The sequence below is a fragment of the Luteimonas sp. RIT-PG2_3 genome (genome assembly GCF_054902115.1).
In genome coordinates this window covers 121,840-146,868 of sequence record NZ_JBUBPF010000001.1, presented here as the reverse complement: position 1 = coordinate 146,868, position 25,029 = coordinate 121,840, and the positions used below count along the sequence as shown (strand labels likewise).

Genomic DNA, 25,029 nt, shown 5'->3' with positions numbered 1-25,029 from the left:
TAGCGATGTCCTTCAAGCGTTCCCTGATCCGTTCCGTGTTTCCCGTGCTGCTGCTCGCTTCCGCCGGTGCCGCCCAGGCCCACCAGTTCTGGTACGAAGGCAAGGGCGAGCAGTTGACCTTCCGCTATGGCGAGCTGCACCTGAACCTGCATGAGGTCTCCCCCGGCGGCCTCGATCGCATGGTCAAACTGGAGACGACCTGGTACTCGCCCAAGGGCGAGACGCCGGTCGCGTTGACCAAGCGTGCCGACAGGCTCGACCTCGATCCGGCAGTGCGACCGGCTGCGACCGACTCGCTGGTGTCGGTGGACCTGGAATACCCGATGCACGACATCTCGCGCGACGGCAAGACCCTGCACAACTTCTGGGTCCCGGCCACGCGCTGGGTCGGGGACTTCAGCGCACGCGAGCCGGTGCTGACGCTCGACATCGTGCCGACCGGCAAGCGCCATGGCGATGCGGTCGAGTTCCAGGTGACCTACCTGGGCGAGCCACTCGCGGGCGAGGAACTCAAGGTCTCGGTGCCGTCGGGCTGGGTGCGTCCGGTGATCAGCGACATCGAAGGCAAGTTCCACGTCGCGTTGCCGTGGTCGGGCGACTACAGCGTCAACCTCTATTTCGTCGACGAGGTCGAGGGCGTGCGCAAGCTGGACGGACGGCCGGACGAGGCCTACCAGAGCGAAGGCTACAACACCACGTTGTCGTTCCACGTCGACCAGGGCCTCGCGCCGCTGCCGGTGGCCGACAAGACCTTGCCGGCTTCGGTGCTGCTCGAGCAGGGCATTGCCCCGCCCAAGCACCGCTAAGAACCTGTTCAACGTCTTGCTGCGCTTGCCATCTGGCGCGCGTGCGGTGCTCGAAATGCTCATGTACCTCTACGTACATTGCGCTTTCTGCGCTCCACCACGCGCCACCTGGCTGCGCTCGCGACAGACCTAGAACAGGTTCTGAGGCCGACACCGGCGGCCAGCTTCCTCCCCCCTTGCTGGCCGCCGGACCCTATACGCTTTACCCGCTCCAAACGCTCCAAACGCTCCAAACGCTCCAAACGCTCCAAACGCTCCAAACGCTCCAAACGCTCCAAACGCTCCAAACGCTCCAAACGCTCCACCGCCGTCTGCTGCAACCGCTCCTGCTGCACCGGCTTCCGATCCACTGGCTTCATGACGAGGTAACGCATGTCCACCCGCCTCCATCCGGGCGTCGTCCCGGGCGCTTCCGCCGCCACGCCGGTCGCCGCTGCGTCCGCGGTCGCCGCACACGGCAAGCGCATCACCTCGATCGACGCGCTGCGCGGGCTGGTCATGTGCGTGATGATGATGGACCACGTCCGCGAGACCCTGTACCTGCACCTGCAGGTCAGCGATCCGATGGCGATCGCCGACACGCCGGCCCGGGTGTTCTTCTCGCGCCTTGCCGCGCATTTCTGTGCGCCGGTCTTCGTGTTCCTGACCGGCCTGGGGGCGTGGCTGTACGCCAATCCGCCGTCGGGAACGCCGCGTTCGGCGCGCGACTTCCTGCTCAAGCGCGGCGCGATGCTGGTGTTCCTGGAGGTGACGCTGATCAGCTTCCTGTGGGTGGGGCAATTGCCCAACGTGATCTACCTGCAGGTGATGTGGGCGATCGGCTTCTCGATGATCGTGCTGGCGTTCGCATCGGCGCTGCCGCGCCTGCTGTTGCTGGCGGTCGGGCTGGTGATCGTCTGCGGGCACAATGCGCTGGCCGGCATCGATCTGCCACGCGAGCATCCGCTGTACGAACTGTGGACGCTGTTCCTGCATCGCGGCTGGCTGTTCGAGGACACGATGCCGCAGATCCGCGTGACCTATCCGGCCCTGCCCTGGGTCGGCGTGATCCTGCTCGGCTGGGCCGCCGGGCCGATGTTCTCGCGCAACTTCGATGGCGCGCGCCGGCGCAAGCTGCTGGTCCTGCTCGGCATCGCCAGCTGGATCGCGTTGCTGGTGCTGCGCGGCTTCAACCTCTACGGCGAGAATGCCGACTGGGCACCGCAAGCGACGACGCTGCTGACGGTGATGGATTTCCTGAACTTCACCAAGTACCCGCCGTCGCTGGACTTCCTGTTGATGACGCTGGGCGGCGGTTGCTTCGTGCTGGCCCTGATGGATCGCGCCGACAACGTCTTCACCCGCTTCATGGCGACCTTCGGCGGCGCGCCGATGTTCTATTACATCCTGCACCTGGCGGTGCTGATCTTCGGCTACAAGCTGCTGCTGGCGGTATTCGGGCCCAACCAGGGCACGCGCTTCGGCGTGGCGCCGGACCAGTTCTGGGTGGTCTGGGTCGCTACCGTCGGCATGTGGTTCCTGCTGTACTACCCGACCAAATGGTTCGGTGATTACAAGCGCAGGACCACGATTGGCTGGGTCAAGTATTTCTAGTACAGGCGTGCCCGCGCTGATCCACGGTGTTTCCCGGCGAGGCGTGTCACCACGCGCCTCGTCGGAGCTTGTCTGTCCCGATCGAATCCCGGAGTCCGCATGTCGCCCCCGCTGCTGAGTATCGCCACCGCCGATGTCCTGCCCGAAACCGCCGATACCGTGGTGATCGGTGCGGGCATCGTTGGCGTCAGCGCGGCGTACTGGCTGGCACGCGCCGGCCAGCGCGTGGTGCTGCTGGAGAAGGGGCGGGTCGGCGCGGAGCAGTCCAGCCGCAACTGGGGCTGGTGCCGGCAGCAGAACCGCGATGCGCGCGAGCTGCCGCTGTCGACCCGGAGCCTGGCGTTGTGGGAGGACATGACCGCCGACATCGGTGAGGACATGGGCTTCTCGCGCTGCGGCCTGCTGTACCTGTCCAACGACGAGCGCGAGATCGAAGGCTGGGCGGCATGGGGCCGCTTCGCGCGGGGCGAGGGCATTGATACCCGCATGCTGTCCGCAGCAGAAGCCGCCGAGCGTGGCGCGGCGACCGGCAAGCCCTGGAAAGGTGGCGTGTGGTCGCCGACCGACGGCATCGCCGATCCGTCGCGCGCCGCGCCGGTCATCGCCCGTGGCGTGATCAAACACGGCGGCGCGGTGGTGCAGAACTGCGCCGCACGCGGCATCGAGACGCAGGCCGGCGCGGTATCGGGCGTGATCACCGAGCGTGGCGTGATCCGCACACGGCAGGTCGTGCTGGCCGGCGGCGCCTGGGCGTCGAGCTTCCTGCACCAGTCGGGCATCGTCTTCCCGCAGGCGACGATCCGCAGTTCGATCCTGTCGGTGGCGCCGGGTCCGCAGGGCCTGCCGCCGGCGCTGCACACCGCCGACGCGTCGGTGACCAGGCGTGGCGATGGCGGTTACACGCTCGCGATGTCCGGCTTCGGCAAGGTCGATCCGACGCCGGGCCTGATCCATGGCGCCCGGTACTTCCTGCCGATGTTCGCCAAACGCTGGCGGCTGGTGTCGCCGGGCGGGCTGCAGGCTTGGCGCGCCGGTTTCGACACCCGCGCGAAGTGGCGCATGGACCGGCCGACGCCGATGGAGTCGATGCGCATCCTCGACCCGAGGCCATCGCGTCCGGTGCTCGACCGGACGCTGGCGCGCGCGCGCGCGCTGTTGCCGCAGCTGCAACAGGCGCAGGTGCAGGTGCAGGCGGAATGGGCCGGCTACATCGACAGCACCCCCGATGGCGTGCCGGTCATCGACGGCAGCATCGGCGTCGACGGCCTGCTGCTGGCGGCGGGGCTGTCAGGACATGGCTTCGGTATCGGCCCGGGCGTCGGCCACCTGGTCGCCGACATGGTGCTCGGTCGTGCGCCCATCGCCGACACCGCGCAGTACCGGCTTGCCCGCTTCGACAGGGCGCAATGGGGCAAGGTCTCGGACTTCTGAGCTGCGGCCGATGGTCCTGCCGCGCCTGCCATGCGGACCCGCGTGCGGTGTCCGACATCCCTGCTCTCGCCGCGCGGACACCGTCCCCGCCGTGCTTCTGCCGGGCGCAAACAATCTGCTGAGCCGCTGGCGCCAAACCGCAGTTTCCCATGACGCCGGCGGCGACAACGCTACAACGCCTCACGGCGCGCATGCTTCAATCTCAACAGGCGCGCTCGACAGGCCCGCCTGACACGTCCACTCAACAGGTCCGTTCAACAGGTCCGGGACCGCGGCACTCTTCCCACCCTCCATCCCCTGCGATAGGCGCGCTGCGATGACTTTCAGGCCCAAGTACATTTCCTTCGACTGCTACGGCACCCTGATCAACTACGAGGCCGGCGAGATGGCCCGCGTGATCTTTGCCGACCGCATCACACCGGAGCGCATGCCGCAGTTCCTGGCCGACTTCACCGCCTACCGCTTCGACGAAGTGCTCGGCCCGTGGCAGCCGCTCGGCGACGTGATCAAGAACGCGCTGCGCCGGTTGAGCCGCAAGTGGAAGCTGCAGTACATCGATGCCGAGGCGCAGCGCATCTGCGACGCGGTCAAGACCTGGGGCCCGCATCCCGATGTCGTCGCCGGCCTGTCGAAGATCGCGCACGAGATCCCGCTGGTGATCCTGTCCAACGCCGACGACCACGACATCCTGAAGAACGTCGCGCTGCTGGAGGTTCCGTTCCATCGCGTCTACACCGCCGAGCAGGCGCAGGCCTACAAGCCGCGCTTGCAGGCGTTCGAATACATGATCGACAGCCTGGGCTGCGCGCCGGAAGAGATCCTGCACGTGTCTTCGAGCCTGCGCTACGACCTGATGTCCGCCGACGACATCGGCATCGTCAACAAGGTGTTCATCAATCGCGGGCATGGCCCCGGCAATCCGGCGTATCGCTACACCGAGATCCAGGATGCCGGTGGACTCGCCGCCGTGGTCGGCCTGTAACCGGACCCGACGGACATGAGCGCACGCGAGGATCTGCGCGGCCTCCTGGACACTGCGGACAGCAGCCGCGTCCTCGATGCGCTCGCACGTGGCGCCAGCCGCCGCGACGTCCTCAAGCTGTTGATGGGAGCCGGCATGGCGCTGGCCGGCTCGACCGGCATCGTCACGCTGGCACAGGCCGCGGTCGCCGCGACGCCACGCCGCGGTGGACGCGTGCGCGTGGCCAGCGCGACGTCGTCGATCGCCGATACGCTCGATCCGGCTAAGCTCTCCAACCAGACCGACTATGCGCGCTCGCGCATGCTTTACAGCTGCCTGACCACGTTCGACGGCAGCCTGGCCCCGCGGCCGGCGCTGGCCGAACATTTCGTCACCACCGATGCGCGCCGCTGGCGCTTCACGCTGCGCCGCGGCGTGACCTTCCACGATGGCCGCGCGCTGCACGCCGACGACGTGGTGTTCTCGCTGATGCGGCACAAGGACCCCAGCACGGTGTCCAAGGCCAAGATCTTCGCCGACCAGATCGCCAGCGTGCGCGCGGTGTCGGCGGACGTGGTCGAGATCGTGCTGCACGAACCCAATGCGGACCTGCCGGTGATGTTGGGCATGTTCTGGTTCGCGATCGTCCGGGCCGGGACCCGCGACTTCAACGCCGGCATCGGCACCGGTCCGTTCCGGCTCAAGGAATTCAAGCGCGGCCTGCGTTCGATCATGGTCCGCAATCCAGACTACTGGCGCGAAGGCCGACCCTACGTCGACGAGATCGTGTTCGCGGGCCTGGGCGACGAAGGCGCGCGCGTCAACGCGCTGCTGTCAGGCGACCTCGACCTCGTGGCCGCGGTCGACCCGCGTTCGGTCGCGCGCATCCAGGCATCGCCGGGCTTCACCGTATTCACCCAGCCTTCGGGCCAGTACAGCAACCTGGCGATGCGCCAAGACATGGCGCCGGGCAGCAACCGCGACTTCGCGATGGCGATCAAGCTGCTGTTCGACCGCCAGCGGATCGTCGACTCGGTCGCGCTGGGCCATGCGGTCATCGCCAACGACCAGCCGATCCATCCGACCAACCGCTTCTGGTTCAGCGGCCTGCCGCAGCGCGAGCAGGACCTGGACCGTGCGCGCCACCATTTCGCGCGCAGTGGGATCGGCGCAACAGCCATCCCGGTCGTGGCCTCTCCGGCGGCGAGCTACAGCGTGGAGATGACGCTGGCGCTGCAGCAGTCGGCGCGGCGCATCGGCATGAACCTGCAACTGCAACGCATGCCGCCCGATGGCTACTGGTCCAACCACTGGGGCAAGAGTGCGGTCGGCTGGGGCAACGTCAATCCACGCCCCAATGCCGATGCGGTGCTGACCCAGTTCTTCAAGTCCGATGCCAGCAACAACGACGCGCGCTGGAAGGATCCGCGGTTCGACCAGCTGCTGCTGGCGGCGCGCTCGGAAGTCGACGAGGCGCGCAGGAAACGGATGTACGCCGACATGCAGGTCATGATCCACGAGCAGGGCGGCGTCGCGATCCCGCTGTTCATCTCGTCGCTGGATGCGCACAGCACGCGCCTGAAGGGCCTGTCGCCGATCCCGGTCGGCGGCCTGATGGGCTACGACTTCGCCGAGCACGTCTGGTGGGACGCGTGAGCCCGCTGCTGCGGATGCTGCTGCAGCGGCTGGGCCTGGCCGTGGTCTCGCTGCTGCTGGTGTCGATCGTGGTGTTCGCGATCACCGCCGTACTGCCCGGCGATGCCGCCGAGGAACTGCTGGGCCAGGATGCGACCCCGGAAACGCTGGCCGCCCTGCGCCTGCAGATGGGCCTGGACCAGGCACTGCCGACGCGTTACCTGCACTGGCTGGGCGGGCTGCTGTCGGGCAATCCCGGGCGCTCGCTGGTCAGCGATGCCTCGGTGATGGAGCTGATCGGCAACCGCCTGCCGAACTCGCTGATGCTGGCCGCCGTCACCGCGTCGATCGCAGTGCCGCTGGCCTTGCTGCTGGGCACGCTGGCGGCGATGTTCCGTGGCGGCTGGCTCGACCGCGCGCTCAACAGCGGCGCGGTCGCGATGGTCTCGGTGCCGGAGTTCCTGATCGCGACGATCGCGGTGCTGGTGCTGTCTGTGCAACTGGGCTGGTTGCCGGCGCTGTCGTACGCCAGCGATATCGACTCGCTGGCCGACGCCGCGCGGGTGTTCGTGATGCCGGTGTTGACGCTGTGCTGCGTGACCGTCGCCCAGATGATGCGGATGACGCGCGCCGCGCTGGTCGACCAGTTGGAAGCGCCGTATGTCGAGATGGCGCGGCTCAAGGGCGTCGCCCCGGTCCGGCTGGTGCTGCGGCATGCCGCGCCGAACGCGATCGGCCCGATCGCCAACGCGGTCGCGCTGAGCACCTCGTACCTGCTGGGCGGCGTCATCATCGTCGAGACCATCTTCCATTACCCGGGCGTGGCCAAGCTGATGGTCGACGGCGTGGTCCAGCGCGACATCCCGCTGGTGCAGACCTGCACGATGATCTTCTGCGCCGGCTACCTGGTGCTGGTGACCATCGCCGACATGATCGGCATCCTCGCCAATCCCCGCCTGAGGCACGCCCGATGAGCGCGACGCCGCCGGTGACAACGACCACGCCGACATCGGCCGCTGCCGCGTCAGTCGCGCCTTCGCTCGCGCCGCCGCCCGCATCGCGACGCCGGCTCGCGCTGGGGCCGGCCGGCACGCTCGGACTGCTGGTGGTGCTGGCCTGGCTGCTGGTCGCGGCGCTGGCGCCGTGGCTGGTGCCGGCGGGCACGCAGGACATCGGCGCGTTGCCGGTGTTCGCCGCGCCCGACGGCACGCACTGGCTGGGCGCCGATTACCTCGGCCGCGACATGCTCGGCCGGGTCGCGCTGGGTGCGCGCTACACCGTTGGCGTCGCCCTGGTGTCGGTGCTGCTGGCCAGTTCGATCGGCACCGTGCTGGCGCTGTGCGCGGCGGTCAGCGGCGGCTGGATCGATGCGGTGCTGAGCCGCGGCATGGACACGCTGATCTCGATCCCCAGCAAGCTGTTCGCGCTGATCATGGTCGCCGCATTCGGTTCCTCGGTGCCGCTGCTGGTGGTCACCGCGGCGGTCATCTACGTGCCGGGTGCGTTCCGCATCGCGCGTGCGCTGGCGATCAACATCGTGGCGCTGGACTACGTCATCGTCGCGCGCACGCGTGGCGAGACGCGCTGGCACCTGATGCTGCACGAGGTGCTGCCCAACATCATCGGCCCGATGCTGGTCGACCTCGGCCTGCGCTTCGTCTATGTCCTGCTGCTGCTGGCCAGCCTGAGCTTCCTTGGCCTGGGCGTGCAGCCGCCGGCCGCGGACTGGGGCACGCTGGTGCGCGAGAACCTGGGCGCGCTGTGGCAGGGCGGCATGGCGGTGGTCGCGCCGGCGCTGGCGATCGGCAGCCTGACGATGGCCGTCAACCTGCTGGTCGACAGCCTGCCGGGCCGGGCCGCACGCAAGGAGGTGCCGTGATGGGCGCGCGCATCGAGGTCCGCGACCTGAAGATCGTCGCCGGCGCCGCCACCCTGGTGCAGGACATCGGCTTCACCGTCGCGCCCGGGCAAGTGTTGGCGTTGATCGGCGAGTCCGGCTCGGGCAAGACCACGATCGCGCTGTCGCTGATGGGCTATGCGCGTCGCGGCTGCCAGATCGCCAGCGGCACGATCCGCATCGGCGATGTCGACGTGCTGGCGTTGCCGGAATCGGGCAAGCGCGCGTTGCGCGGACGCCAGGTCGCGTACATCGCGCAGAGTGCGGCGGCCGCGTTCAATCCTTCGCGCAGGATCCTCGACCAGGTCATCGAGCCGGCCCTGCTGCATGGCGTGATGGCGCGCGATGCCGCCGAGCGCAAGGCGATCGGGCTGTTCCGCGAACTCGCGCTGCCCGATCCCGACCACATCGGCCAGCGCTATCCGCACGAAGTGTCCGGCGGGCAGTTGCAGCGGGTCATGGCGGCGATGGCGCTGATCGCCGATCCCGATGTCGTGATCTTCGACGAGCCCACGACCGCGCTCGACGTCACCACCCAGATCGAAGTGCTGGCGGCGTTCCGGCGCGCGGTGCGCGAGCGCAACGTCACCGCGATCTATGTCAGCCACGACCTCGCCGTGGTCGCGCAGATGGCCGACCATATCCTGGTGCTGCAGCAGGGCCGCGAGCGCGAATACGCGTCCACCGCGAACCTGCTGGAAGCGCCGCAGCACGACTACACGCGCAGCCTGCTGGCGGCGGCCCGTCCCGGCGAGCGCGCGCCCGAGGCCGCGATCGATCGCGCCGCGGCGCCGCTGCTGGAAGTGCAGGGCCTGTCGGCCGGCTACGGGCGCGGCAAGGACGGGCAACCCAAGCACCTGGTCCTGCAGGACATCGGCTTCAGCCTGTTCCGTGGCCAGGCGATCGGCGTCATCGGCGAGTCGGGTTCGGGCAAATCGACGCTGGCGCGCTGCATCGCCGGCCTGATCGCACCGTCGTCGGGCAGCCTGCGCTTCGATGGCCAGCTGTTGCCGGGCGGCATCGAGGCGCGCGACCGCGAGACCCTGCGCCGCGTGCAGATCGTGTTCCAGTCGGCCGACACCGCGCTGAACCCGGCGCAGAGCATCCGCCAGATCCTCGAACGGCCGCTGGCGTTCTTCCATGGCATGGACGCCGCCGCCCGCACGCGTCGCGTCGCCGAGCTGCTGGACCTGGTGCGGTTGCCGGCATCGGTGGCCTCGCGCGTGCCGGCCGGCCTGTCGGGCGGGCAGAAGCAACGCGTCAACCTGGCGCGCGCGCTGGCGGCCGAGCCCGAGCTGATCCTCTGCGACGAAGTCACGTCCGCGCTCGACCCGGTGGTCGCCGCGGCGATCCTCGACCTGATCGCCGACCTGCGTCGCGAGGTCAACGCGTCCTACCTGTTCATCAGCCACGACCTGCACAGCGTGCGCGCGGTCTGCGATGAGATCATCGTGATGCGCCACGGCCGCCAGCTGGCCCAGGTCGCGCGCGCCGACTATGCACGCGGCCCGCATCATCCGTATTACGAACAACTTGCCCGCTCGGTCCCCGAGCTGCGGCGCGGCTGGCTCGACGACGTGCTGGCCGCACCCGGGCGCACCCCCGAAGCTGCAGGAACCTCGTCCGCATGAGCGCCTCCCCCTTCCACATCGCTTCCATGAGCCTCGCTCCCGTGAGCCTCGCCACCATGAGTCGCCCCGCATGAGCCGTCACCGCATCGCAGTCATCCCCGGAGACGGGATCGGCAAGGAAGTCATGCCCGAAGGCCTGCGCGTGCTCGAAGCCGCGGCGCAGCGCTTCGGCCTCGACCTGGAGTGCGTGCATTTCGACTGGGCGCACTGCGAGTATTACCAGGCGCACGGGCAGATGATGCCCGACGACTGGAAGCAGCAGCTCGAAGGTGTCGAGGCCCTGTATTTCGGCGCCGTCGGCTGGCCCGAGACCGTGCCCGACCATGTCTCGCTGTGGGGCTCGATCCTGAAGTTCCGGCGCGAGTTCGACCAGTACATCAACCTGCGCCCGGTGCGGCTGTTCGAGGGCGTGCCGTGCCCGCTGGCGAACCGCAAGCCCGGCGACATCGACTACCTGGTCGTGCGCGAGAACACCGAAGGCGAGTACACCGCGCTGGGCGGCATCATGTTCGAGGGCACCGATCGCGAGATCGTGATCCAGGAATCGGTGTACTCGCGCTACGGCACCGACCGTGTGCTGCGCTACGCGTTCGAGCTGGCCAATACCCGCAAGCGCCGCCACCTGACGGTCGCGACCAAGAGCAACGGCATCGCGATCAGCATGCCGTGGTGGGATTCGCGCGCCGAGGCGATCGCGGTCGACTATCCGGACGTGCAGGTCGACAAGCAGCACATCGACATCCTGACGGCGCGTTTCGTGCTGCAGCCAGGGCGTTTCGATGTCGTGGTCGCGACCAACCTGTTCGGCGACATCCTGTCCGACCTCGGCCCGGCGACGACCGGCACGATCGGGCTGGCGCCATCGGCCAACCTCAATCCCGAGCGCAGGTTCCCGTCGCTGTTCGAACCGGTACACGGCTCGGCGCCGGACATCTATGGACGCAACATCGCCAACCCGCTCGCGATGATCTGGTCGGGCGCGCTGCTGCTGGATTTCCTGGGCGGCGGCGAAGGCCCGGCGCGAGCGGCGCACGATGCCATCGTCTCCGCGATCGAAGAGGTGCTGCGCACCGGCCCGCTGACGCCCGACCTCGGCGGCACGGCATCGACCACCGACCTCGGCGTGGCCGTGGCCGCGCTGGTCGCCAAGGGCTGATCCCCTGCAGCCCGGGGCGTCACCCGCGCCCCGGTCGCTTTCGATGCATTGCAGTCGGCCCCGCACGCAGCACTACGCACCACCGCAGTCCGCCCCACAGCCATTCGATCCGCAGCAGTCAGTTCATCCCTTCCCGAACGGCGACACGACCATGCCCCTGACCCTTGAACGCAGCGACCTGCTGCTGTCGCGCCAGTACATCGCCGGGCAATGGTGCGATGGTGCCGATGGCCAGCGTTTCGATGTCATCGATCCGGCTACCGGGCGCGTGTTCGCCAACGTGCCCGATGGCGGTGCCGGCGATGGCCGCGCCGCCGTCGATGCCGCCGAGCAGGCGCTGCCGGCCTGGCGCGCGTTGCCGGGCAAGCAACGCGCGCGCATCCTCGCGCGCTGGAACACGCTGCTGCTGGAACACCAGCAGGACCTGGGTCGGCTGATCTCGCGCGAGCAGGGCAAGCCGCTGGCCGAGGCGGTCGGCGAAGTGGTCTATGCCGCCAGCTACGTCGAGTGGTTCGCCGCCGAGGCCACGCGCGCCTACGGCGACGTGATCTCCGCACCGGTGGTCGGCCGGCGCATGCTGGCGCTGAAGGAGCCGGTCGGGATCGTGGCCGCGATCACGCCGTGGAACTTCCCGGCCGCGATGATCGCGCGCAAGATCGCGCCGGCGCTGGCCGCCGGCTGCACTGTCGTCGCCAAGCCTGCCGAAGACACCCCGCTGACCTCGCTGGCGCTGGTGCGCCTGGCCGAAGAAGCCGGCGTCCCGCCGGGCGTACTGAACCTGGTGACGGCGTCGCGCGCACGCGCAGCCGAAGTCGTCGACCAATGGCTCGCCGATCCGCGCGTGCGCAAGCTGACGTTCACCGGCTCCACGCCGGTCGGCCAGCACCTTGCGCGCGGCAGTGCGCAGACACTGAAGAAGCTGTCGCTGGAACTGGGCGGCAATGCGCCCTTCATCGTCTTCGACGACGCCGACCTGGACGCCGCCGTCGACGGACTGATGGCCGCCAAGTTCCGCAATGGCGGGCAGACCTGCGTTTGCCCGAACCGCGTCTACGTGCAGGCCGGCGTGCACGATGCCTTCGTCGCCAAGCTGGCGGCGCGGGTGTCCGCGCTGCGGGTCGGGCCTGCGACGGCCAGCGACTCGCAGATCGGTCCGATGATCAATGCGCGCGCGGTCGACAAGATCGAGCGCCACGTGCGCGACGCGCTGTCCAAGGGGGCGTCGTTGGTGACCGGCGGCACGCGTCGCGGCGATCTGGGCGACAACTACTTCCAGCCGACGGTGCTGGTCGATGTCACCGCGGACATGGACTGCAGCCAGGAAGAAACCTTCGGCCCGGTCGTGCCGGTGACGCGGTTCGACGACGAGACCGCGGTGATCGCCGCCGCCAACGGCACGCCGTACGGCCTGGCCTCGTATTTCTACACCGCCGACGTGCGCCGGGTCTGGCGCGTGGCCGAAGCGCTGGAGTCGGGCATCGTCGGCATCAACGAAGGCGCGATCGCGGCCGAGATCGCACCGTTCGGCGGCATCAAGGCCTCCGGCTACGGGCGCGAGGGCTCGCGCTACGGCCTCGAGGAATACATGCACATCAAGTACGTCTGCCAGGGCGGCCTGGACTGAGCGCCCCGCGCACCGTCCCACGTCTCATCATCGCTGCCGCCGCCGTTTCCACGCCAGGACATCGCGCCATGTCATTCCGGATCGAACACGACCTGCTCGGCGACCGCGAGGTGCCGGCTGATGCCTACTGGGGCGTGCACAGTCTGCGCGCCAGCGAGAACTTCCCGATCACCGGCATCGCCATCGGCCACTATCCGGCGCTGGTGAATGCCCTGGCGCTGGTCAAGCAGGCAGCGGCGATCGCCAACGGCTCGCTGGGCCTGCTCGATCCGCCGCGTGTGGACGCGATCGTCGCGGCCTGCGTGCGCATCCGCGAAGGCGCGCTGCACAACCAGTTCGTCGTCGACGTGATCCAGGGCGGCGCCGGCACCTCGACCAACATGAATGCCAACGAGGTCGTCGCCAACCTTGCGCTGGAACTGCTGGGGCATCGCAAGGGCGACTACGCCCGGCTGCATCCCAACGAGCACGTCAACCTGGGCCAGAGCACCAACGATGTCTATCCCACCGCGCTGAAGCTGGCGGCGTGGTCGGCGACGCACGAACTGCTGGACGCGATGGCGGCGCTGCGCGCGGCATTCGCGAGCAAGGCGCTGGAGTTCGTCGACGTGTTGAAGATCGGCCGGACCCAGCTGCAGGATGCGGTGCCGATGACGCTGGGACAGGAGTTCTCGACCTACGTGGTGATGCTGGAAGAGGACGAGCAGCGCCTGCTGGAGGCGGCGCAGTTCCTGCGCGAGATCAACCTGGGCGCGACCGCGATCGGCACCGGTATCAATGCCCATCGCGATTACGCCGAGCGCGTGCGCGCCACGCTGTCGGAGCTGACCGGCGTCGCCCTGGTCACCGCGCCGGACCTGATCGAGTCGACCCAGGACTGCGGCGTGTTCGTGCACCTGTCGGGCGTGCTCAAGCGCATCGCGGTGAAGCTGACCAAGATCTGCAACGACCTGCGCCTGCTGTCGTCGGGCCCGCGCGCGGGACTGGGCGAGATCAACCTGCCGCCGCGCCAGTCGGGCTCGTCGATCATGCCCGGCAAGGTCAATCCAGTGATTCCCGAAGTGGTCAACCAGATCGCCTTCGAGGTCATCGGCAATGACGTCACCGTGACCCTGGCCGCGCAGGCCGGGCAACTGCAATTGAATGCCTTCGAGCCGATCATCGCGCACAGCCTGTTCAAGAGCTTCGCGCACCTGCGTCATGGCTGCCTGACCCTGGCGACGCATTGCGTGGCCGGCATCACCGCCAATCGAGAGCGCTTGCGCGACCAGGTCGAGCATTCGGTCGGGCTGGCGACCGCGCTCAATCCACACCTGGGCTACGTCACCGCGACCTCGATCGCGATGGAGGCGCAGGCCACCGGTGAGGGCGTGCGCGAGATCGTGCTGCGGCGCGGACTGCTGACTGCCGACGCGCTCGACGCGATCCTGCAACCCGGCCTGCTGACACGCCCGCTGCAGGACTGACGGCCGGTCGCCAACGAGGGCTGCAGAGCTTCAGTCGGCGAGCACTGCGATGGCATCGATCTCCACCAGGAAGCCGTAGTGCAGTTCCGGCACCGGCACCACCGTGCGCGCGGGCTTTGCGTCGGGCAACATCTGCGCATAGATCGCGTTGAAGGCCGGCCAGTGTTCGACGCCGACGATGTACACCGTGACCCGGGCCAGCCGCGCCGGCGTGGCGCCCGCGGCCTGCAGGATCGCCAGCAGGTTCGCGATCGCCTGGCGTGCCTGCGTCTCGAAGCCCTGGTCGGGCAGCGGCGCGCCATCGGGGCGCAGCGGCAGTTGTCCGGAGATGTAGACCTGCTGCCCGGCGATGATGGCCTGGGCGTAGTGACCGGCAGGCGTCGGCGCGGCCTCGGTCTGCACAGGAACGAGCGGTGTTGCGAGGGTCATCACCAACCTCCGAAGCGTGGCCAATAGGCAGTGACGCCGGGATCGGCGCCCTGTACGACGTGGTAACCCGCATGCTGCGACGCGGTGGCGCAGGCATGGTTGGGCAGGATGCGAACGCGATCACCGATCGCCAGCGAGGGCAGCACCTCGTCGCTGCCCGGACGCACGGTGATGATGCCGTGCTCCTGGTTGGCGTCGGCGACGATCAGGTCCGGATACGGCTCGCCGTCCAGGTCGCAGACGACGCCATAGCCCTGGTCGATGGTCTGGCGCGCGGTGCCGCGATCGCGCGACATCGCCATCCAGCCGGCATCGACGATGATCCAGCCCTTGTCGTGCTGGTGGCCGATGACGGTGCCGAGCACCGAGATCGCGATGTCGTCGATCGCGCAGACACCGATGCCGGTCATGACCAGGTCGAAGAACACGAACACGCCGGCACGGATCTCGGTGACGCCGTCCAAGTCAACGGCGTGATGCGCTGTCGGGGTCGAGCCGAGGCTGACGACCGGGCAGGGCAGTCCGGCATCGCGCAGCAGCGTGGCCGCGGCGACCACCGCGTCGCGCTCCTGCTGCGCGCAGCGTTGCAGCGCTTCCGCCCCACGCGCGCTGTAGCTCTCGCCGGCATGGGTCAGCACGCCGCGCAGTTCGGCGCCCTGCTGCAGGGCATGGCCGATCGCCAGCAGGTCATCGGTCTGCGTCGGCAGCACGCCGGAGCGGTGGCCGTCGCAATCGATCTCGATCAGCGCCGGAATCGGCGTGCCGGCCTCACGGCTGGCGCGCGCGACGGCTTCGGCCTGCTCGACGCTGTCGAGCAGCACCACCAGGTCGATGCCATCTGCCCGCAACGCCTGCACGCGCGGCAGCTTGTCGGGGGTGATGCCGACCGCATAGATGATGTCGCGCACGCCGGCGGCGGAGAACTGCGCGGCTTCCTTCAACGTCGACACCGCGACCGGGCCGTCGTTGGCGTCGATCATCCGGCGCGCGACCTCGACCGACTTGGCGGTCTTCAGATGGGGCCGCAGGGTCACGCCCTGGCCGTCCAGTCGCGTCCGCAGCCGCGCGATGTTGCGCGTCATGCGCGTCTCGTCCAGCACCAGGCACGGCGTGTCCAGCGTGGACAGGGTGACGGCGGGCGTTGGCGCGGGCGCGGACACCTGCGCGGGCTGACGGTCGGCGACGGACGCCGCGCCGGCGATCCCGCCCTGCACGCCGGGGAGGGCGGGGCGGAGGGCTTCGAGCGAGGTGTGACGGGTGGGCGTCGTTGTGGTCACGACGGACTCCGGAGGGACGGGATGGCGCGCAGTGTGTGCGCCAATCAATAACTCCACAATTTACATGAACTGCATATAGCGTTAAGTTTTGACTTAATGATTACTTCCGACGACCTGGCCTTCTTCGCCGTGCTGGCGGATTCGCGTTCGCTGGCCGATGCCGCGCGCAAGCTCGACGTCACGCCACCGGCGGTATCGCAGCGGCTGCGGGCGCTGGAGGCGCAGATCGGCGTCCGGCTGATCGACCGCAATGCGCGCCGCGCGATGCTGACCGACGAGGGCAGCCTGGTCGCCGAACACGGGCGTCGCGTCGCGGACGCGATCGAGGCGCTGAACGAGGCGTTGGCCGAACGTACCGGCCAGGTCAGCGGCCACCTGCGCGTGGTCGCGCCGCATGGCTTCGGGCGCCTGCATGTCGCGCCGGTGGTACAGGCCTTCGCGTCGGCGCATGCCGGCGTAGCGGTGACGCTGGAACTGTCCGATCACCCGGGCGCGCGGCTGATCGAAAGCTGCGACCTGGCGATCCATATCGGCCCGCAAGGCCCGCCCAGCGAAATCGTCACCACGCTGGCGCCGAACCGGCGGATGCTGTGCGCCAGCCCGGCCTATCTTGAACGCGCCGAAGCGATCACCACGCCCGACGACCTGCTGCGGCATCGTTGTCTGGTGGTGCGCGAGAACGACGAGGACGTCACGCTGTGGCGGCTGCAGCAGGCCGGGCACGAACCGGCGACGATCCGCATCCAGCCGGCGATGTCCAGCAACGACGGCGCCGTCGTGCTCGACTGGACGCTGGCCGGCATGGGTATCGCCATGCGCTCGGAATGGAGCGTCGCCGACGATCTCGCCGCCGGTCGCCTGCGTGTCGTGCTACCGGCGTGGGCGCCGCCATCGGCCGACGTGGTGGCGATGCTCGGTGCGCGCCGGCATGGTCGCAGCGCGCGCACCACGGCCTTCCTGGCCATGCTGCGCCAGGCGCTCGACCCGGCGCCATGGCGGCAGCCGGCGCGAGCACGCGGATCACTGCCTGCCCAGTAGCCCTCCAGCTCAGTGGCCGCCCGCTCAGTAGCCGACGATCGCCTTGGTTTCCAGGTACTCGCCGAGACCGTGGACGCCGTACTCGCGGCCGTTGCCCGACTGCTTGTAGCCGCCGAACGGCGCATGGCCATTCCACGGCGGATAGTTGATGTGGACCTGGCCGGCGCGGATCCGTCCGGCCACGCGACGCGCGCGCGCCGGATCGCCTGATTGCAGGTGCGCGCCCAGGCCATAGACGGTGTCGTTGGCGATCGCGATGGCTTCCTCTTCGTCGCGGTACGGCATGATCACCAGCACCGGCCCGAAGATCTCCTCGCGCGCGACGCGCATGTCGGGCGTCACGTTGGAAAAGATCGTCGGCCGCGCGAAGAAGCCGTGCTCCAGTCCGTCCGGTCGGCCGGGACCGCCACACAGCAAGGTGGCGCCGTCCTCGATGCCTGCCGCGATCATCGTCTGCACGCGGTCGAACTGCGCGGCATTGGCGATCGGGCCCATCGTCGTGCGTTCGTCGTTCGGGTCGCCGACCAGGATGCCGGCGACCGCGGCGGCGGCCAGCGCCTCGACTTCGGCCAGCCGCGATGCGGGGACCAGCATCCGCGTCGGCGCGCTGCAGGACTGGCCGACATTGCGCATGCCGGCGAGCACGCCCTTGGCGACGCCCTGTTCGAAATCGGCATCGTCCAGGAACAGGTTCGGGGATTTGCCGCCCAGCTCCTGGACCACGCGCTTGACGCTGACCGCGGCGGCCTGCGCGACCAGCACGCCGGCACGCGTCGAGCCGGTGATCGAGATCATGTCGACATCGGGATGCGCGGCCAGCGCCGCGCCGACGACCTCACCGGTGCCGCCGACCAGGTTGAACACGCCGGCCGGGACGCCGGCATCGTGCATGACCTGCGCGAACAGCTGCGCGCTGTAGGGCGACAGTTCGCTGGGCTTGAGCACGACCGTGCAGCCGGCCGCGATCGCCGGCGCGACCTTGGCGGTGATCTGGTACAGCGGCCAGTTCCACGGCGTGATCAGTGCGCAGACGCCGATGGGTTCCTTGGCGGTGGCCAGGCCACCTTCCTGCGACAGGAACGCGAAATCGCGCAGCACTTCCCTCTGCACGCGCACGTGCGCGATCGCGAACGGTACCTGCGAGGCACGCGCGAAACCGATCGCGGCCCCCATCTCGGTGACCAGGGCCTGCGCGAACAGTTCGGCGCGCGCTTCCAGCAGCACGAGGATCCTGTCCAGCAGCGCGAGCCGCTCGTCGACGCTGCTCTGCGAAAACGTCACGAACGCGCGTCGCGCGGCGGCCACGGCCAGGTCGACATCCTCGCGCGAGCCGGCGGCGACATGGCCGACCACGCGTTCGGAGAACGGCTCGACGACGGCGATGCGGGGCGCGTCGGGGCGCTCCTGCCAACGGCCGTCGATATAGAACCGGAAATCGTTGTTCACTGTCATCACCACGCCTCTTCTGGCCACGCCCTGGACATTCGGCGGACGAGGTACCGGGAGACCGGTCGCACTCGCGCACCGCGACGCAGGTGCGGACGCGGTCCGACCCCTGCGTCGATCATGGAACCATGGCGGCGCAGGCAGGAGATCCCGTAATCGCGCCTGCGATGCGTCGAGGCTGCCGTTGCGACCGGGCCTCGCTGGCGCGACATGCCGTGGCCCGCGTGGCCCAGCGGTCAGGTCCAGCGCGCGGGGCTCAACGGGTGAGGTTCAGCGGACGCCTCTCAGCTGGCGGGCTCGCTCCAGACCGCGAACTCGTTGCCGCTGGGCTCGGCAAAATGGAAGCGGCGGCCGCCGGGGAAGGCGAACACCGGCTTCAGGATCCGGCCGCCGGCCTGCTCGACGTCGGCCAGTGTCTGTTCGAGGCGCTCGCTGTAGAACACCAGCAGCGCACCGCCGCGGTCGGTGGTCGAGGCCAGCGGCGCGCGGAAGAAGCCGCCATCAAGCCCGGCCTCGCCACGGGCGAACGCGATGTAGTCCGGGCCGTAATCGACGAACGTCCAGCCGAATGCGCGCGCGAAGAACGCGCGGGTTGCGTCGAGGTCGGCGGCGGCGAATTCGACGTAGTCCAGTGTTCCGTGCGCGGGCATGCGGGTGTCCTTGTCGTGTGGGGCGATGCGGCACGACGCGCTCAGGGGCGCGGACGCCGGGCGTTCAGGGGCTGCGCAAGCGCAGCCGCTCGAGCACGCCGTCCAGCGTGTCCAGGCTGGTGTAGTGGATCACCAGCTTGCCCTTGTTGTTGCGGCCATGGGCGATGCTGACCTTGGTGCCCAGGGTTTCGGCGAGTTCGTTTTCCAGCGTGACGATGTCCGCCGGCGGTCGCGCCTTGTTGGCGCCTGACTTCTTCGAACTGGTCGGCACCTTGCCGGCGGCGAACTGCTGCGCACGGTGCTCGACTTCGCGCACCGACCAGCCGTTCTCGGCGGCATCGGAGGCGAGCTTGCTGGCCAGTTCCGGCGACAGCGTCAGCAGCGCGCGCGCATGGCCCATCTCGAGCCGCTTGGCTTCGACCAGCGCGCGGATCGCCGGCGGCAGCTCCAGCAGGCGCAGCAGGTTGGACACGGCGGCGCGCGAACGGCCGACCGCTTCGGCAGCCTGTGCGTGGGTCAGGTCGAATTCGTCGATGAGCCGCTGCAGCGCCTGCGCTTCTTCCAGCGGGTTCAGGTCTTCGCGCTGGATGTTCTCGATCAGCGCCATCGCGACGACGGTGCGGTCGTCGACCTTGCGGATGACGACCGGGATCTCGCTGAGGCCGGCTTCCTTGGACGCGCGCCAGCGGCGTTCGCCGGCGATGATCTCGTAGGTGCGGTCGGGCAGCTGGCGGACGACGATCGGCTGGATCACGCCCTGCGCCTTGATCGACTCGGCCAGCTCGGTCAGCTTGTCGGGATCCCAGTGCTTGCGTGGCTGGTACTTGCCTGCGCGCATCGCGTCGACGGGCAAGGTCCGCAGCGTGTCCTCGGGCGTGGCTTCGAGCTTCGGTGCCTCGGCGGCGGCCTTCGGGCCGAGCAGGGCTTCAAGCCCGCGTCCGAGGCCACGCTTCTTGGCGGGCGCGCCCTTGCCGCTGCCGGGTGCGCTCATGCCGGGTTCTCCATCGTTGCCTTGTCCTCGTGTTGTTCGCGCTCGCGCTGGTGACGCATGACTTCGCCGGCCAGCCCCAGGTACGCGACGGCGCCGCGCGATGCCTTGTCGTAGCCGACGATGCTCTGGCCATGGCTCGGCGCCTCGGCCAGGCGTACGTTGCGCGGCACGATGGTGCGGAACACCTTGTCGCCGAAATGCTCGACCAGCTCGGCCGAGACCGCGTTGGCCAGGTTGTTGCGGACATCGAACATCGTGCGAAGCACGCCTTCGATCTCCAGGTCGGGGTTGAGTTGTGCCTTCAGCGCATCGATGGTCTGCATCAGCGAGCTCAGGCCTTCCAGCGCGTAGTACTCGCACTGCATCGGCACCAGCACCGAGTCGGCCGCGGTCAGCGCGTTCAGCGTCAGCAACGACAGCGCCGGCGGGCAGTCGATGATGATGAAGTCGTAGCGCGCGCGCAGCGGATCGAGCGCGCGCTTGAGGCGCTGCTCGCGTCCCTCGGCGTCCATCAGCTCGATCTCGGCCGCGGTCAGGTCGGTGTTGCCGGGGATCAGGTCGAAGCCTTCGACCGTTTCCATGATCGCGTCCTCGGCCAGCACCTCGCCCATCATCACGTCGCAGGTCGAGGCCAGCAGGTCGCGCTTGTCCACGCCGCTGCCCATCGTGGCGTTGCCCTGCGCGTCCAGGTCGATCAGCAGCACGCGCTTGGGCGCGGCCGCGAGTCCCGCCGCCAGGTTGACCGCGGTGGTCGTCTTTCCGACGCCGCCTTTCTGGTTGGCGATGGCGATGATGCGGGCCATGGGTCCGTGTGCCTCGGTCGCTGCGGGAGTGATGCGGGGATGTTGCAGGGGGTGGAGCGCGGGGTGGAGCGTTGGATCGTACCGGCTGCGGAGGCCGACCTGGCCGGCTCCGGACGAGGGATTATGCCCCGAGCCGGACGCCGCGCGACCGGATGGTGAGCAAATCGCCAGACCGATCAGGCTGCGGCGCGGCCGATGACCACCAGGTGACGGTCGGCGCCCAGGCCGGGCACGGCCAGCGCGTGCAGGGCCTCGAGGCGCCAGCCGGCCGGGAGGGCGGCGATCTCGTCGTCCGGGCGGACGCCCTTCATCGCCAGCAGGCGGCCGCCGGGGCCGGGCAGGTGTCCGCCGACGGCGATGATGTCGCCCAGCGTGGCCAGCGCGCGCGCGGTGATCGCGTCGAACGCGCCCGGGCGGTCCAGCGCCTCGGCGCGCGATTCGGCGACGCTGGCATTGGCCAGCTTCAGCGTGCGCACCGCCTCGCGCAGGAAGCGCGCCTTCTTGCCGTTGGATTCCACCAGGGTCACCTGCAGGCCGGGGAAAGCGATCGCCAGCGGGATGCCGGGCAGGCCGGGGCCGGTGCCGAGATCGGCCAGCGTCGCCAGGCCGGCGACGTGCGGCGCCATCGCCAGCGAGTCCAGCAGGTGCCGGGCGACCATCGTCTGCGGGTCGCGGATCGCGGTCAGGTTGTAGGTGCGGTTCCAGCGGTCGAGCAGGGCCAGGTAGACGAGCAACGGATCGGCGAGCGTGGTCGCCAAGTCGAGCGCGGCCAGGCCGGCGGTCAGTTCGTCGCGGACGCTAGCGGGGAGGGAGTCGGTCATGTCGCCATTGTAGGAGCGCGGGGAGCTTGTGCAGGAACAGCTGGAATTTCGTGGGAGCGGTCATGGCCGCAATGAGGCTTTCAAGGGAATGCGGGATCGCGGCCATGGCCGCTCCCTCAGGTCATGCCCTTTGCCGCGCGCGCCAGGCCAGCGTGGCCAGGTAGCCCGGCATCGGTGCGAACGCATGCAGCGACCAGTCGACTGGCCGGCCCAGCTCGGGGTCGCAGTCGGTCAGCGACCAGCCCTGGTCGTCGAGGATGAAGGCCAGCCGGTGCAGGCCGAACGACAGGCCGCGGCCATGCGCCTTCAGCACCGCTTCCTTGGCGCACCACAGCCGCACGAACGCGGTCTCGCAGTCGTCGGGGGCCAGTCGCGCCAGGATCGCGGTCTCGCTGGGGGCGAAGAAACGCGTCGCCAGCGGCATCGCGTTGTGGCGCGGGCGCAGCCATTCGATGTCGACGCCGACATCCACGCCGGTGCCCAGTGCCACCAGCAGGGCTTCGCCGCTGTGGCTCCAGTTGGTGTCGACGTCCCGATGCGCTGCCGCCAGGTGCGGGCGTCCATGCACGTCCCGCCACAGGCCGAGCGCGGCTTCGGGCTGCTGCAACGCCTGCGCCAGCCACGGCCGTACCAGTGGCTCGGCGGCGACACCGCGCTGGTAGTCGCGCCAGGCGCAGCGGATCGGGCCGACCTGGAGGCCGCCGTCGAAGCCGGCCTGTGCTCCAGGCAGGGGCGCGGCGGCGGGCGGGGTGTGGGCTGGGGCAACCATGGGCGGGCAGCGTAAGCTAAAAGGCCACGGACACAGAACACCGCGGCAGCGACCGCGTTCCGCACCCATGTCGGCCCATCTCCGCCCCAACTCCCCGCCGTCCCCGTCGATGCCGCTGTTGCAGGGCGCCGCCGACAGCCCGATCGCATTCGCCGACGGCCGCTGGATCACGCGTGAGCGCTTCGCCGACGAGGTGCGCGGCGTCGCCGCGTCGCTGCCGGCCATCGGCCATGTCGTCAACCTGTGCGAGGACCGCTACCGTTTCCTGGTGGCGCTGTGCGCGGCCGCGATCCGCGGCCAGGTCACGCTGCTGCCGCCGTCGCGGACGCGCACAGCGATCGACGACGTCCGCGCCCGTCATCCGGCCAGCTACTGCATCGGCGATGTCGACGACTGCGGCTGCGAATCCGGCCCGATGGGTTGCCTGCCGCATTACCAGCGGCTGCCGGACGTGCTGCCGCGATTGCCCGGCGCCGCACTGGAAGTGGCCCGCGACGCGCTGGCGGTGATCGGTTTCACCTCGGGCAGCACCGGCACGCCCACGCCCAATCCCAAACGCTGGGGCATGTTCGACACCAGCACCGCGCAGAACGTGCGGGCGCTGTCGGGGTTGTGGCCTGCGCAGGCGCGGCCGGCGATCGTCGCCACGGTGCCGCCGCAGCACATGTTCGGCATGGAGCTGTCCGTGCTGTGGCCGATGCTGTCGCAGGCCTGCGTGCATGGCGGGCGTCCGTTCTTCCCCGGCGACATCGTGCAGGCGTTGTCGGACATGCCCGAGCCGCGCGTACTGGTGACCACGCCGGTGCACCTGCGCGCGCTGGTCGAATCGGCGGTCGCGCTGCCGCCGATGGCGGCCGTGGTCACCGCGACCGCGCCGCTGCCGCAGGCGCAGGCACAGGCCGCCGAGGCCGCGTTCGGCTGCCCGGTGCGCGAGGTCTTCGGTTCTACCGAGACCTGCATCATCGCCTCGCGGCGCACGGTGTCGGAAACGGCCTGGACGCTGTTCCCGGGCGTCAGCCTGCAGCCGCGTCCCGAAGGCACTCTGGTGCAGGGCGCGCACCTGCCCGAGGCGGTCGAACTGGCCGACCTGATCGCCTTCACCGGTCCCGATCGCTTTGAATTGCGTGGGCGCCAGGCCGACCTGCTGGAGATCGCCGGCAAACGGGTGTCGCTGGGCGAGCTGACGCGCCGGCTGCTGGACGTGCCCGGCGTCCGCGACGGCGTGGTGGTGCAACTGGACGAGACCGATGCCCGAGGCGTGCGCCGGATCGCGGCGCTGGCGGTCTGCGACGGCGTCGACGAGGCCGCGATCCTGCGGGCGCTGCGCGCGAGCATCGACCCGGTGTTCCTGCCGCGGCGGGTGCGCTGCGTGGCCAGCCTGCCGCGCAACGAGACCGGCAAGCTGCCGCGCAGCACCGTGCTGGCGCTGCTGAAGGGCGAGGACGGCTGAGAATCTGTTCAAACTTTGAACCGGGTCTGGGGCGCTGGCCAGCCGGATGCTGGCTGCAGATGGACGGAAACCCTGACACCGCCATCACGGTGGCGCTGTCAGTCTGCGATGACCACGTCGCGTGCGATCGAAGCATTCGCTTCTTCGTGCAATTTTCTCGTCCAACCTGGGAGTTCATGCATGGGCATCATCATCTGGTTGATCGTCGGCGGCGTCGTGGGATGGCTCGCAAGCCTGGTCATGCGTACCGACGCGCAGCAGGGCATCCTGCTCAACATCGTGGTCGGCATCATCGGTGCGTTTATCGGCGGCTGGCTGATCGGACCGCTGGTCGGCGCAGGCTCCATCAACGATGGCTTCAGTATCATGAGCTTCGTGGTGTCGCTGATCGGCGCGATCGTGCTGCTGGCGATCATCAACCTGTTCCGCCGCGGCAAGGTACGCTGAGCGATCCGGTCGAGCGCAGATGTCGCGCTCGGATCGGTCGGCCTCAAGTCCGTCCAACGAAGGCCCGGCATTGCCGGGCCTTTTTGTTGTGCCCATTGAGAGGATCTTGCTCTGATTGCGAACCCTGTCCGCAGCTGGTGCTGTCGCGCAGGCTGCGCTAGCGTGGGCAAGGCGGCGGACGCGCGCCGCAGCAGGGAAGGACGCGGCATGCAAGCGATCAGCCTGTTCTCGCTCGAACGTCATGCCGGTGCCTATGACACCTGGCCGGCGACGACACGCCTGTATCGCGATGGCGCCGCGACCACGACCGGGTTCCCGGCTACGTCATCGAAGCGCAATACGCCTGCGCGCAGGGATTCGTACTGGTGCTGTCGCAGGACTGCCCGTTCGAGGAGTCCAGCCATGTCATCCTGCTCGACGCCGCGCTGCAGCTCCGTGCCACGCGCGCGCTGCAGCGGCCGTACCAGTCGTTCCTGCTGCACCGGCATTGGCCGATCGCCGACGACGCGATCGCGTTGCACTATCGCGACGACCTGGTGCTCGTGCTGCAGGTCGTCGCCAGGCGACTGGGCCGCGGCCATCGATTGCGGCTGCGCAATGTCCGCGACCTGGCGCAGGTGCCGGGCGCGGAGGCGTCGGTCGCAGGCCTGTCCGCGAACGCGGTGCAGGCACCCTTGACGGACGCGGATTGACGGCAGGCAGGCTGCA

At 69.2% G+C, this 25,029-nt stretch carries 24 protein-coding genes; 15 read left to right on the top strand and 9 right to left on the bottom strand.

Going from position 1 to position 25,029, the window contains the following annotated elements:
* The first annotated feature begins 5 nt into the window (after window positions 1-5).
* Window positions 6-806: a hypothetical protein gene (locus tag ACYX7E_RS00595; RefSeq protein WP_462078594.1), complete on the top strand. Its 801-nt coding sequence runs from the start codon at window positions 6-8 to the stop codon at window positions 804-806.
* A 59-nt stretch (window positions 807-865) separates the two neighbouring features.
* Here ACYX7E_RS00595 and ACYX7E_RS00590 read toward each other — a convergent pair whose 3' ends face one another.
* On the bottom strand, window positions 866-1,180 hold the full coding sequence (locus ACYX7E_RS00590) for a hypothetical protein (RefSeq protein WP_462078593.1): 315 nt from the start codon (window positions 1,178-1,180) through the stop codon (window positions 866-868).
* On the opposite strand from ACYX7E_RS00590, the gene ACYX7E_RS00585 reads away from it, so the two are divergent.
* From ACYX7E_RS00585 to aspA, 10 genes are all read left to right on the top strand, one after another.
* Complete coding sequence (locus ACYX7E_RS00585) at window positions 1,179-2,399, top strand: DUF1624 domain-containing protein (protein ID WP_462078592.1); 1,221 nt, start codon at window positions 1,179-1,181, stop codon at window positions 2,397-2,399. The two genes, ACYX7E_RS00590 and ACYX7E_RS00585, sit on opposite strands and share 2 nt — an antisense overlap.
* A 99-nt stretch (window positions 2,400-2,498) precedes the next feature.
* Entirely contained in the window at window positions 2,499-3,830 is a 1,332-nt protein-coding gene (locus ACYX7E_RS00580; protein WP_462078591.1) for an NAD(P)/FAD-dependent oxidoreductase, read from the top strand.
* 316 nt (window positions 3,831-4,146) lie between these two features.
* Window positions 4,147-4,812, top strand: a complete 666-nt coding sequence (locus ACYX7E_RS00575) for a haloacid dehalogenase type II (protein ID WP_462078590.1) — start codon at window positions 4,147-4,149, stop codon at window positions 4,810-4,812.
* Between the two features lie 15 nt (window positions 4,813-4,827).
* A complete protein-coding gene (locus ACYX7E_RS00570) occupies window positions 4,828-6,447 on the top strand; it encodes an ABC transporter substrate-binding protein (RefSeq protein WP_462078589.1) in 1,620 nt (539 codons plus the stop codon).
* Window positions 6,444-7,400 (top strand): ABC transporter permease, encoded by a 957-nt coding sequence (locus ACYX7E_RS00565; protein WP_462078588.1) that lies wholly within the window; start codon window positions 6,444-6,446, stop codon window positions 7,398-7,400. Before ACYX7E_RS00570 ends, ACYX7E_RS00565 begins: the two co-directional genes overlap by 4 nt.
* A complete protein-coding gene (locus ACYX7E_RS00560) occupies window positions 7,397-8,305 on the top strand; it encodes an ABC transporter permease (protein ID WP_462078587.1) in 909 nt (302 codons plus the stop codon). The genes ACYX7E_RS00565 and ACYX7E_RS00560 overlap by 4 nt, the downstream gene beginning before the upstream one ends.
* Window positions 8,305-9,954 (top strand): ABC transporter ATP-binding protein, encoded by a 1,650-nt coding sequence (locus ACYX7E_RS00555; protein WP_462078586.1) that lies wholly within the window; start codon window positions 8,305-8,307, stop codon window positions 9,952-9,954. Before ACYX7E_RS00560 ends, ACYX7E_RS00555 begins: the two co-directional genes overlap by 1 nt.
* A 70-nt stretch (window positions 9,955-10,024) precedes the next feature.
* Window positions 10,025-11,110 carry a tartrate dehydrogenase gene (locus tag ACYX7E_RS00550; RefSeq protein WP_462078585.1) on the top strand — a complete coding sequence of 362 codons (1,086 nt, stop codon included), beginning with the start codon at window positions 10,025-10,027 and terminating at the stop codon, window positions 11,108-11,110.
* A gap of 151 nt (window positions 11,111-11,261) precedes the next feature.
* Window positions 11,262-12,734 (top strand): NAD-dependent succinate-semialdehyde dehydrogenase, encoded by a 1,473-nt coding sequence (locus tag ACYX7E_RS00545; protein WP_462078584.1) that lies wholly within the window; start codon window positions 11,262-11,264, stop codon window positions 12,732-12,734.
* A gap of 68 nt (window positions 12,735-12,802) precedes the next feature.
* A complete protein-coding gene (gene aspA, locus ACYX7E_RS00540) occupies window positions 12,803-14,200 on the top strand; it encodes an aspartate ammonia-lyase (protein ID WP_462078583.1) in 1,398 nt (465 codons plus the stop codon).
* Between the two features lie 30 nt (window positions 14,201-14,230).
* Here aspA and ACYX7E_RS00535 read toward each other — a convergent pair whose 3' ends face one another.
* Together ACYX7E_RS00535 and ACYX7E_RS00530 are read right to left on the bottom strand one after the other, a co-directional pair.
* Entirely contained in the window at window positions 14,231-14,629 is a 399-nt protein-coding gene (locus ACYX7E_RS00535; protein WP_462078582.1) for a RidA family protein, read from the bottom strand.
* Window positions 14,629-15,906 (bottom strand): DSD1 family PLP-dependent enzyme, encoded by a 1,278-nt coding sequence (locus tag ACYX7E_RS00530; protein WP_462078581.1) that lies wholly within the window; start codon window positions 15,904-15,906, stop codon window positions 14,629-14,631. Before ACYX7E_RS00530 ends, ACYX7E_RS00535 begins: the two co-directional genes overlap by 1 nt.
* A gap of 96 nt (window positions 15,907-16,002) precedes the next feature.
* Here ACYX7E_RS00530 and ACYX7E_RS00525 point away from each other — a divergent pair, with 96 nt between their 5' ends.
* Window positions 16,003-16,944: a LysR family transcriptional regulator gene (locus ACYX7E_RS00525; RefSeq protein WP_462078580.1), complete on the top strand. Its 942-nt coding sequence runs from the start codon at window positions 16,003-16,005 to the stop codon at window positions 16,942-16,944.
* 24 nt (window positions 16,945-16,968) lie between these two features.
* Here the strand turns inward: ACYX7E_RS00525 and ACYX7E_RS00520 are convergent, their stop codons facing one another.
* The 6 genes from ACYX7E_RS00520 to ACYX7E_RS00495 form a co-directional block, all read right to left on the bottom strand.
* The gene (locus ACYX7E_RS00520; RefSeq protein ID WP_462078579.1) at window positions 16,969-18,396 is read right to left on the bottom strand and encodes an aldehyde dehydrogenase family protein; all 1,428 of its coding nucleotides are present in this window, start codon (window positions 18,394-18,396) and stop codon (window positions 16,969-16,971) included.
* Window positions 18,397-18,674: 278 nt separating this feature from the next.
* Window positions 18,675-19,040, bottom strand: coding sequence for a VOC family protein (locus ACYX7E_RS00515; RefSeq protein ID WP_462078578.1), 366 nt, complete (start codon window positions 19,038-19,040; stop codon window positions 18,675-18,677).
* Window positions 19,041-19,104: 64 nt separating this feature from the next.
* Window positions 19,105-20,031 carry a ParB/RepB/Spo0J family partition protein gene (locus tag ACYX7E_RS00510; RefSeq protein WP_462078577.1) on the bottom strand — a complete coding sequence of 309 codons (927 nt, stop codon included), beginning with the start codon at window positions 20,029-20,031 and terminating at the stop codon, window positions 19,105-19,107.
* The gene (locus tag ACYX7E_RS00505) at window positions 20,028-20,834 is read right to left on the bottom strand and encodes a ParA family protein (RefSeq protein WP_462078576.1); all 807 of its coding nucleotides are present in this window, start codon (window positions 20,832-20,834) and stop codon (window positions 20,028-20,030) included. The genes ACYX7E_RS00510 and ACYX7E_RS00505 overlap by 4 nt, the downstream gene beginning before the upstream one ends.
* Window positions 20,835-21,010: 176 nt before the next feature.
* Window positions 21,011-21,655 carry a 16S rRNA (guanine(527)-N(7))-methyltransferase RsmG gene (gene rsmG / locus ACYX7E_RS00500; RefSeq protein WP_462078575.1) on the bottom strand — a complete coding sequence of 215 codons (645 nt, stop codon included), beginning with the start codon at window positions 21,653-21,655 and terminating at the stop codon, window positions 21,011-21,013.
* Window positions 21,656-21,776: 121 nt separating this feature from the next.
* Window positions 21,777-22,424, bottom strand: coding sequence for a 4'-phosphopantetheinyl transferase family protein (locus ACYX7E_RS00495; RefSeq protein WP_462078574.1), 648 nt, complete (start codon window positions 22,422-22,424; stop codon window positions 21,777-21,779).
* Between the two features lie 67 nt (window positions 22,425-22,491).
* Here ACYX7E_RS00495 and ACYX7E_RS00490 point away from each other — a divergent pair, with 67 nt between their 5' ends.
* The 3 genes from ACYX7E_RS00490 to ACYX7E_RS00480 all read left to right on the top strand — a co-directional run bounded on the left by ACYX7E_RS00490 (window position 22,492) and on the right by ACYX7E_RS00480 (window position 25,013).
* Window positions 22,492-23,874: an AMP-binding protein gene (locus ACYX7E_RS00490; RefSeq protein ID WP_462078573.1), complete on the top strand. Its 1,383-nt coding sequence runs from the start codon at window positions 22,492-22,494 to the stop codon at window positions 23,872-23,874.
* Between the two features lie 180 nt (window positions 23,875-24,054).
* A complete protein-coding gene (locus ACYX7E_RS00485; protein WP_462078572.1) occupies window positions 24,055-24,321 on the top strand; it encodes a GlsB/YeaQ/YmgE family stress response membrane protein in 267 nt (88 codons plus the stop codon).
* A gap of 365 nt (window positions 24,322-24,686) precedes the next feature.
* The gene (locus ACYX7E_RS00480; RefSeq protein WP_462078571.1) at window positions 24,687-25,013 is read left to right on the top strand and encodes a hypothetical protein; all 327 of its coding nucleotides are present in this window, start codon (window positions 24,687-24,689) and stop codon (window positions 25,011-25,013) included.
* Window positions 25,014-25,029 lie beyond the last annotated feature (16 nt).

Excerpts from the sequence above, each read along its gene's own strand:
- ACYX7E_RS00595 (WP_462078594.1), top strand. The coding sequence starts at position 6 with ATGTCCTTCAAGCGTTCCCTGATCCGTTCCGTGTTTCCCGTGCTGCTG.
- ACYX7E_RS00585 (WP_462078592.1), top strand. The coding sequence starts at position 1,179 with ATGTCCACCCGCCTCCATCCGGGCGTCGTCCCGGGCGCTTCCGCCGCC.
- ACYX7E_RS00590 (WP_462078593.1), bottom strand. The coding sequence starts at position 1,180 with ATGCGTTACCTCGTCATGAAGCCAGTGGATCGGAAGCCGGTGCAGCAG.
- ACYX7E_RS00580 (WP_462078591.1), top strand. The coding sequence starts at position 2,499 with ATGTCGCCCCCGCTGCTGAGTATCGCCACCGCCGATGTCCTGCCCGAA.
- ACYX7E_RS00575 (WP_462078590.1), top strand. The coding sequence starts at position 4,147 with ATGACTTTCAGGCCCAAGTACATTTCCTTCGACTGCTACGGCACCCTG.
- ACYX7E_RS00570 (WP_462078589.1), top strand. The coding sequence starts at position 4,828 with ATGAGCGCACGCGAGGATCTGCGCGGCCTCCTGGACACTGCGGACAGC.
- ACYX7E_RS00560 (WP_462078587.1), top strand. The coding sequence starts at position 7,397 with ATGAGCGCGACGCCGCCGGTGACAACGACCACGCCGACATCGGCCGCT.
- ACYX7E_RS00555 (WP_462078586.1), top strand. The coding sequence starts at position 8,305 with ATGGGCGCGCGCATCGAGGTCCGCGACCTGAAGATCGTCGCCGGCGCC.
- ACYX7E_RS00550 (WP_462078585.1), top strand. The coding sequence starts at position 10,025 with ATGAGCCGTCACCGCATCGCAGTCATCCCCGGAGACGGGATCGGCAAG.
- ACYX7E_RS00545 (WP_462078584.1), top strand. The coding sequence starts at position 11,262 with ATGCCCCTGACCCTTGAACGCAGCGACCTGCTGCTGTCGCGCCAGTAC.
- aspA (WP_462078583.1), top strand. The coding sequence starts at position 12,803 with ATGTCATTCCGGATCGAACACGACCTGCTCGGCGACCGCGAGGTGCCG.
- ACYX7E_RS00535 (WP_462078582.1), bottom strand. The coding sequence starts at position 14,629 with ATGACCCTCGCAACACCGCTCGTTCCTGTGCAGACCGAGGCCGCGCCG.
- ACYX7E_RS00525 (WP_462078580.1), top strand. The coding sequence starts at position 16,003 with ATGATTACTTCCGACGACCTGGCCTTCTTCGCCGTGCTGGCGGATTCG.
- ACYX7E_RS00520 (WP_462078579.1), bottom strand. The coding sequence starts at position 18,396 with ATGACAGTGAACAACGATTTCCGGTTCTATATCGACGGCCGTTGGCAG.
- ACYX7E_RS00515 (WP_462078578.1), bottom strand. The coding sequence starts at position 19,040 with ATGCCCGCGCACGGAACACTGGACTACGTCGAATTCGCCGCCGCCGAC.
- ACYX7E_RS00510 (WP_462078577.1), bottom strand. The coding sequence starts at position 20,031 with ATGAGCGCACCCGGCAGCGGCAAGGGCGCGCCCGCCAAGAAGCGTGGC.
- ACYX7E_RS00505 (WP_462078576.1), bottom strand. The coding sequence starts at position 20,834 with ATGGCCCGCATCATCGCCATCGCCAACCAGAAAGGCGGCGTCGGAAAG.
- rsmG (WP_462078575.1), bottom strand. The coding sequence starts at position 21,655 with ATGACCGACTCCCTCCCCGCTAGCGTCCGCGACGAACTGACCGCCGGC.
- ACYX7E_RS00495 (WP_462078574.1), bottom strand. The coding sequence starts at position 22,424 with ATGGTTGCCCCAGCCCACACCCCGCCCGCCGCCGCGCCCCTGCCTGGA.
- ACYX7E_RS00490 (WP_462078573.1), top strand. The coding sequence starts at position 22,492 with ATGTCGGCCCATCTCCGCCCCAACTCCCCGCCGTCCCCGTCGATGCCG.
- ACYX7E_RS00485 (WP_462078572.1), top strand. The coding sequence starts at position 24,055 with ATGGGCATCATCATCTGGTTGATCGTCGGCGGCGTCGTGGGATGGCTC.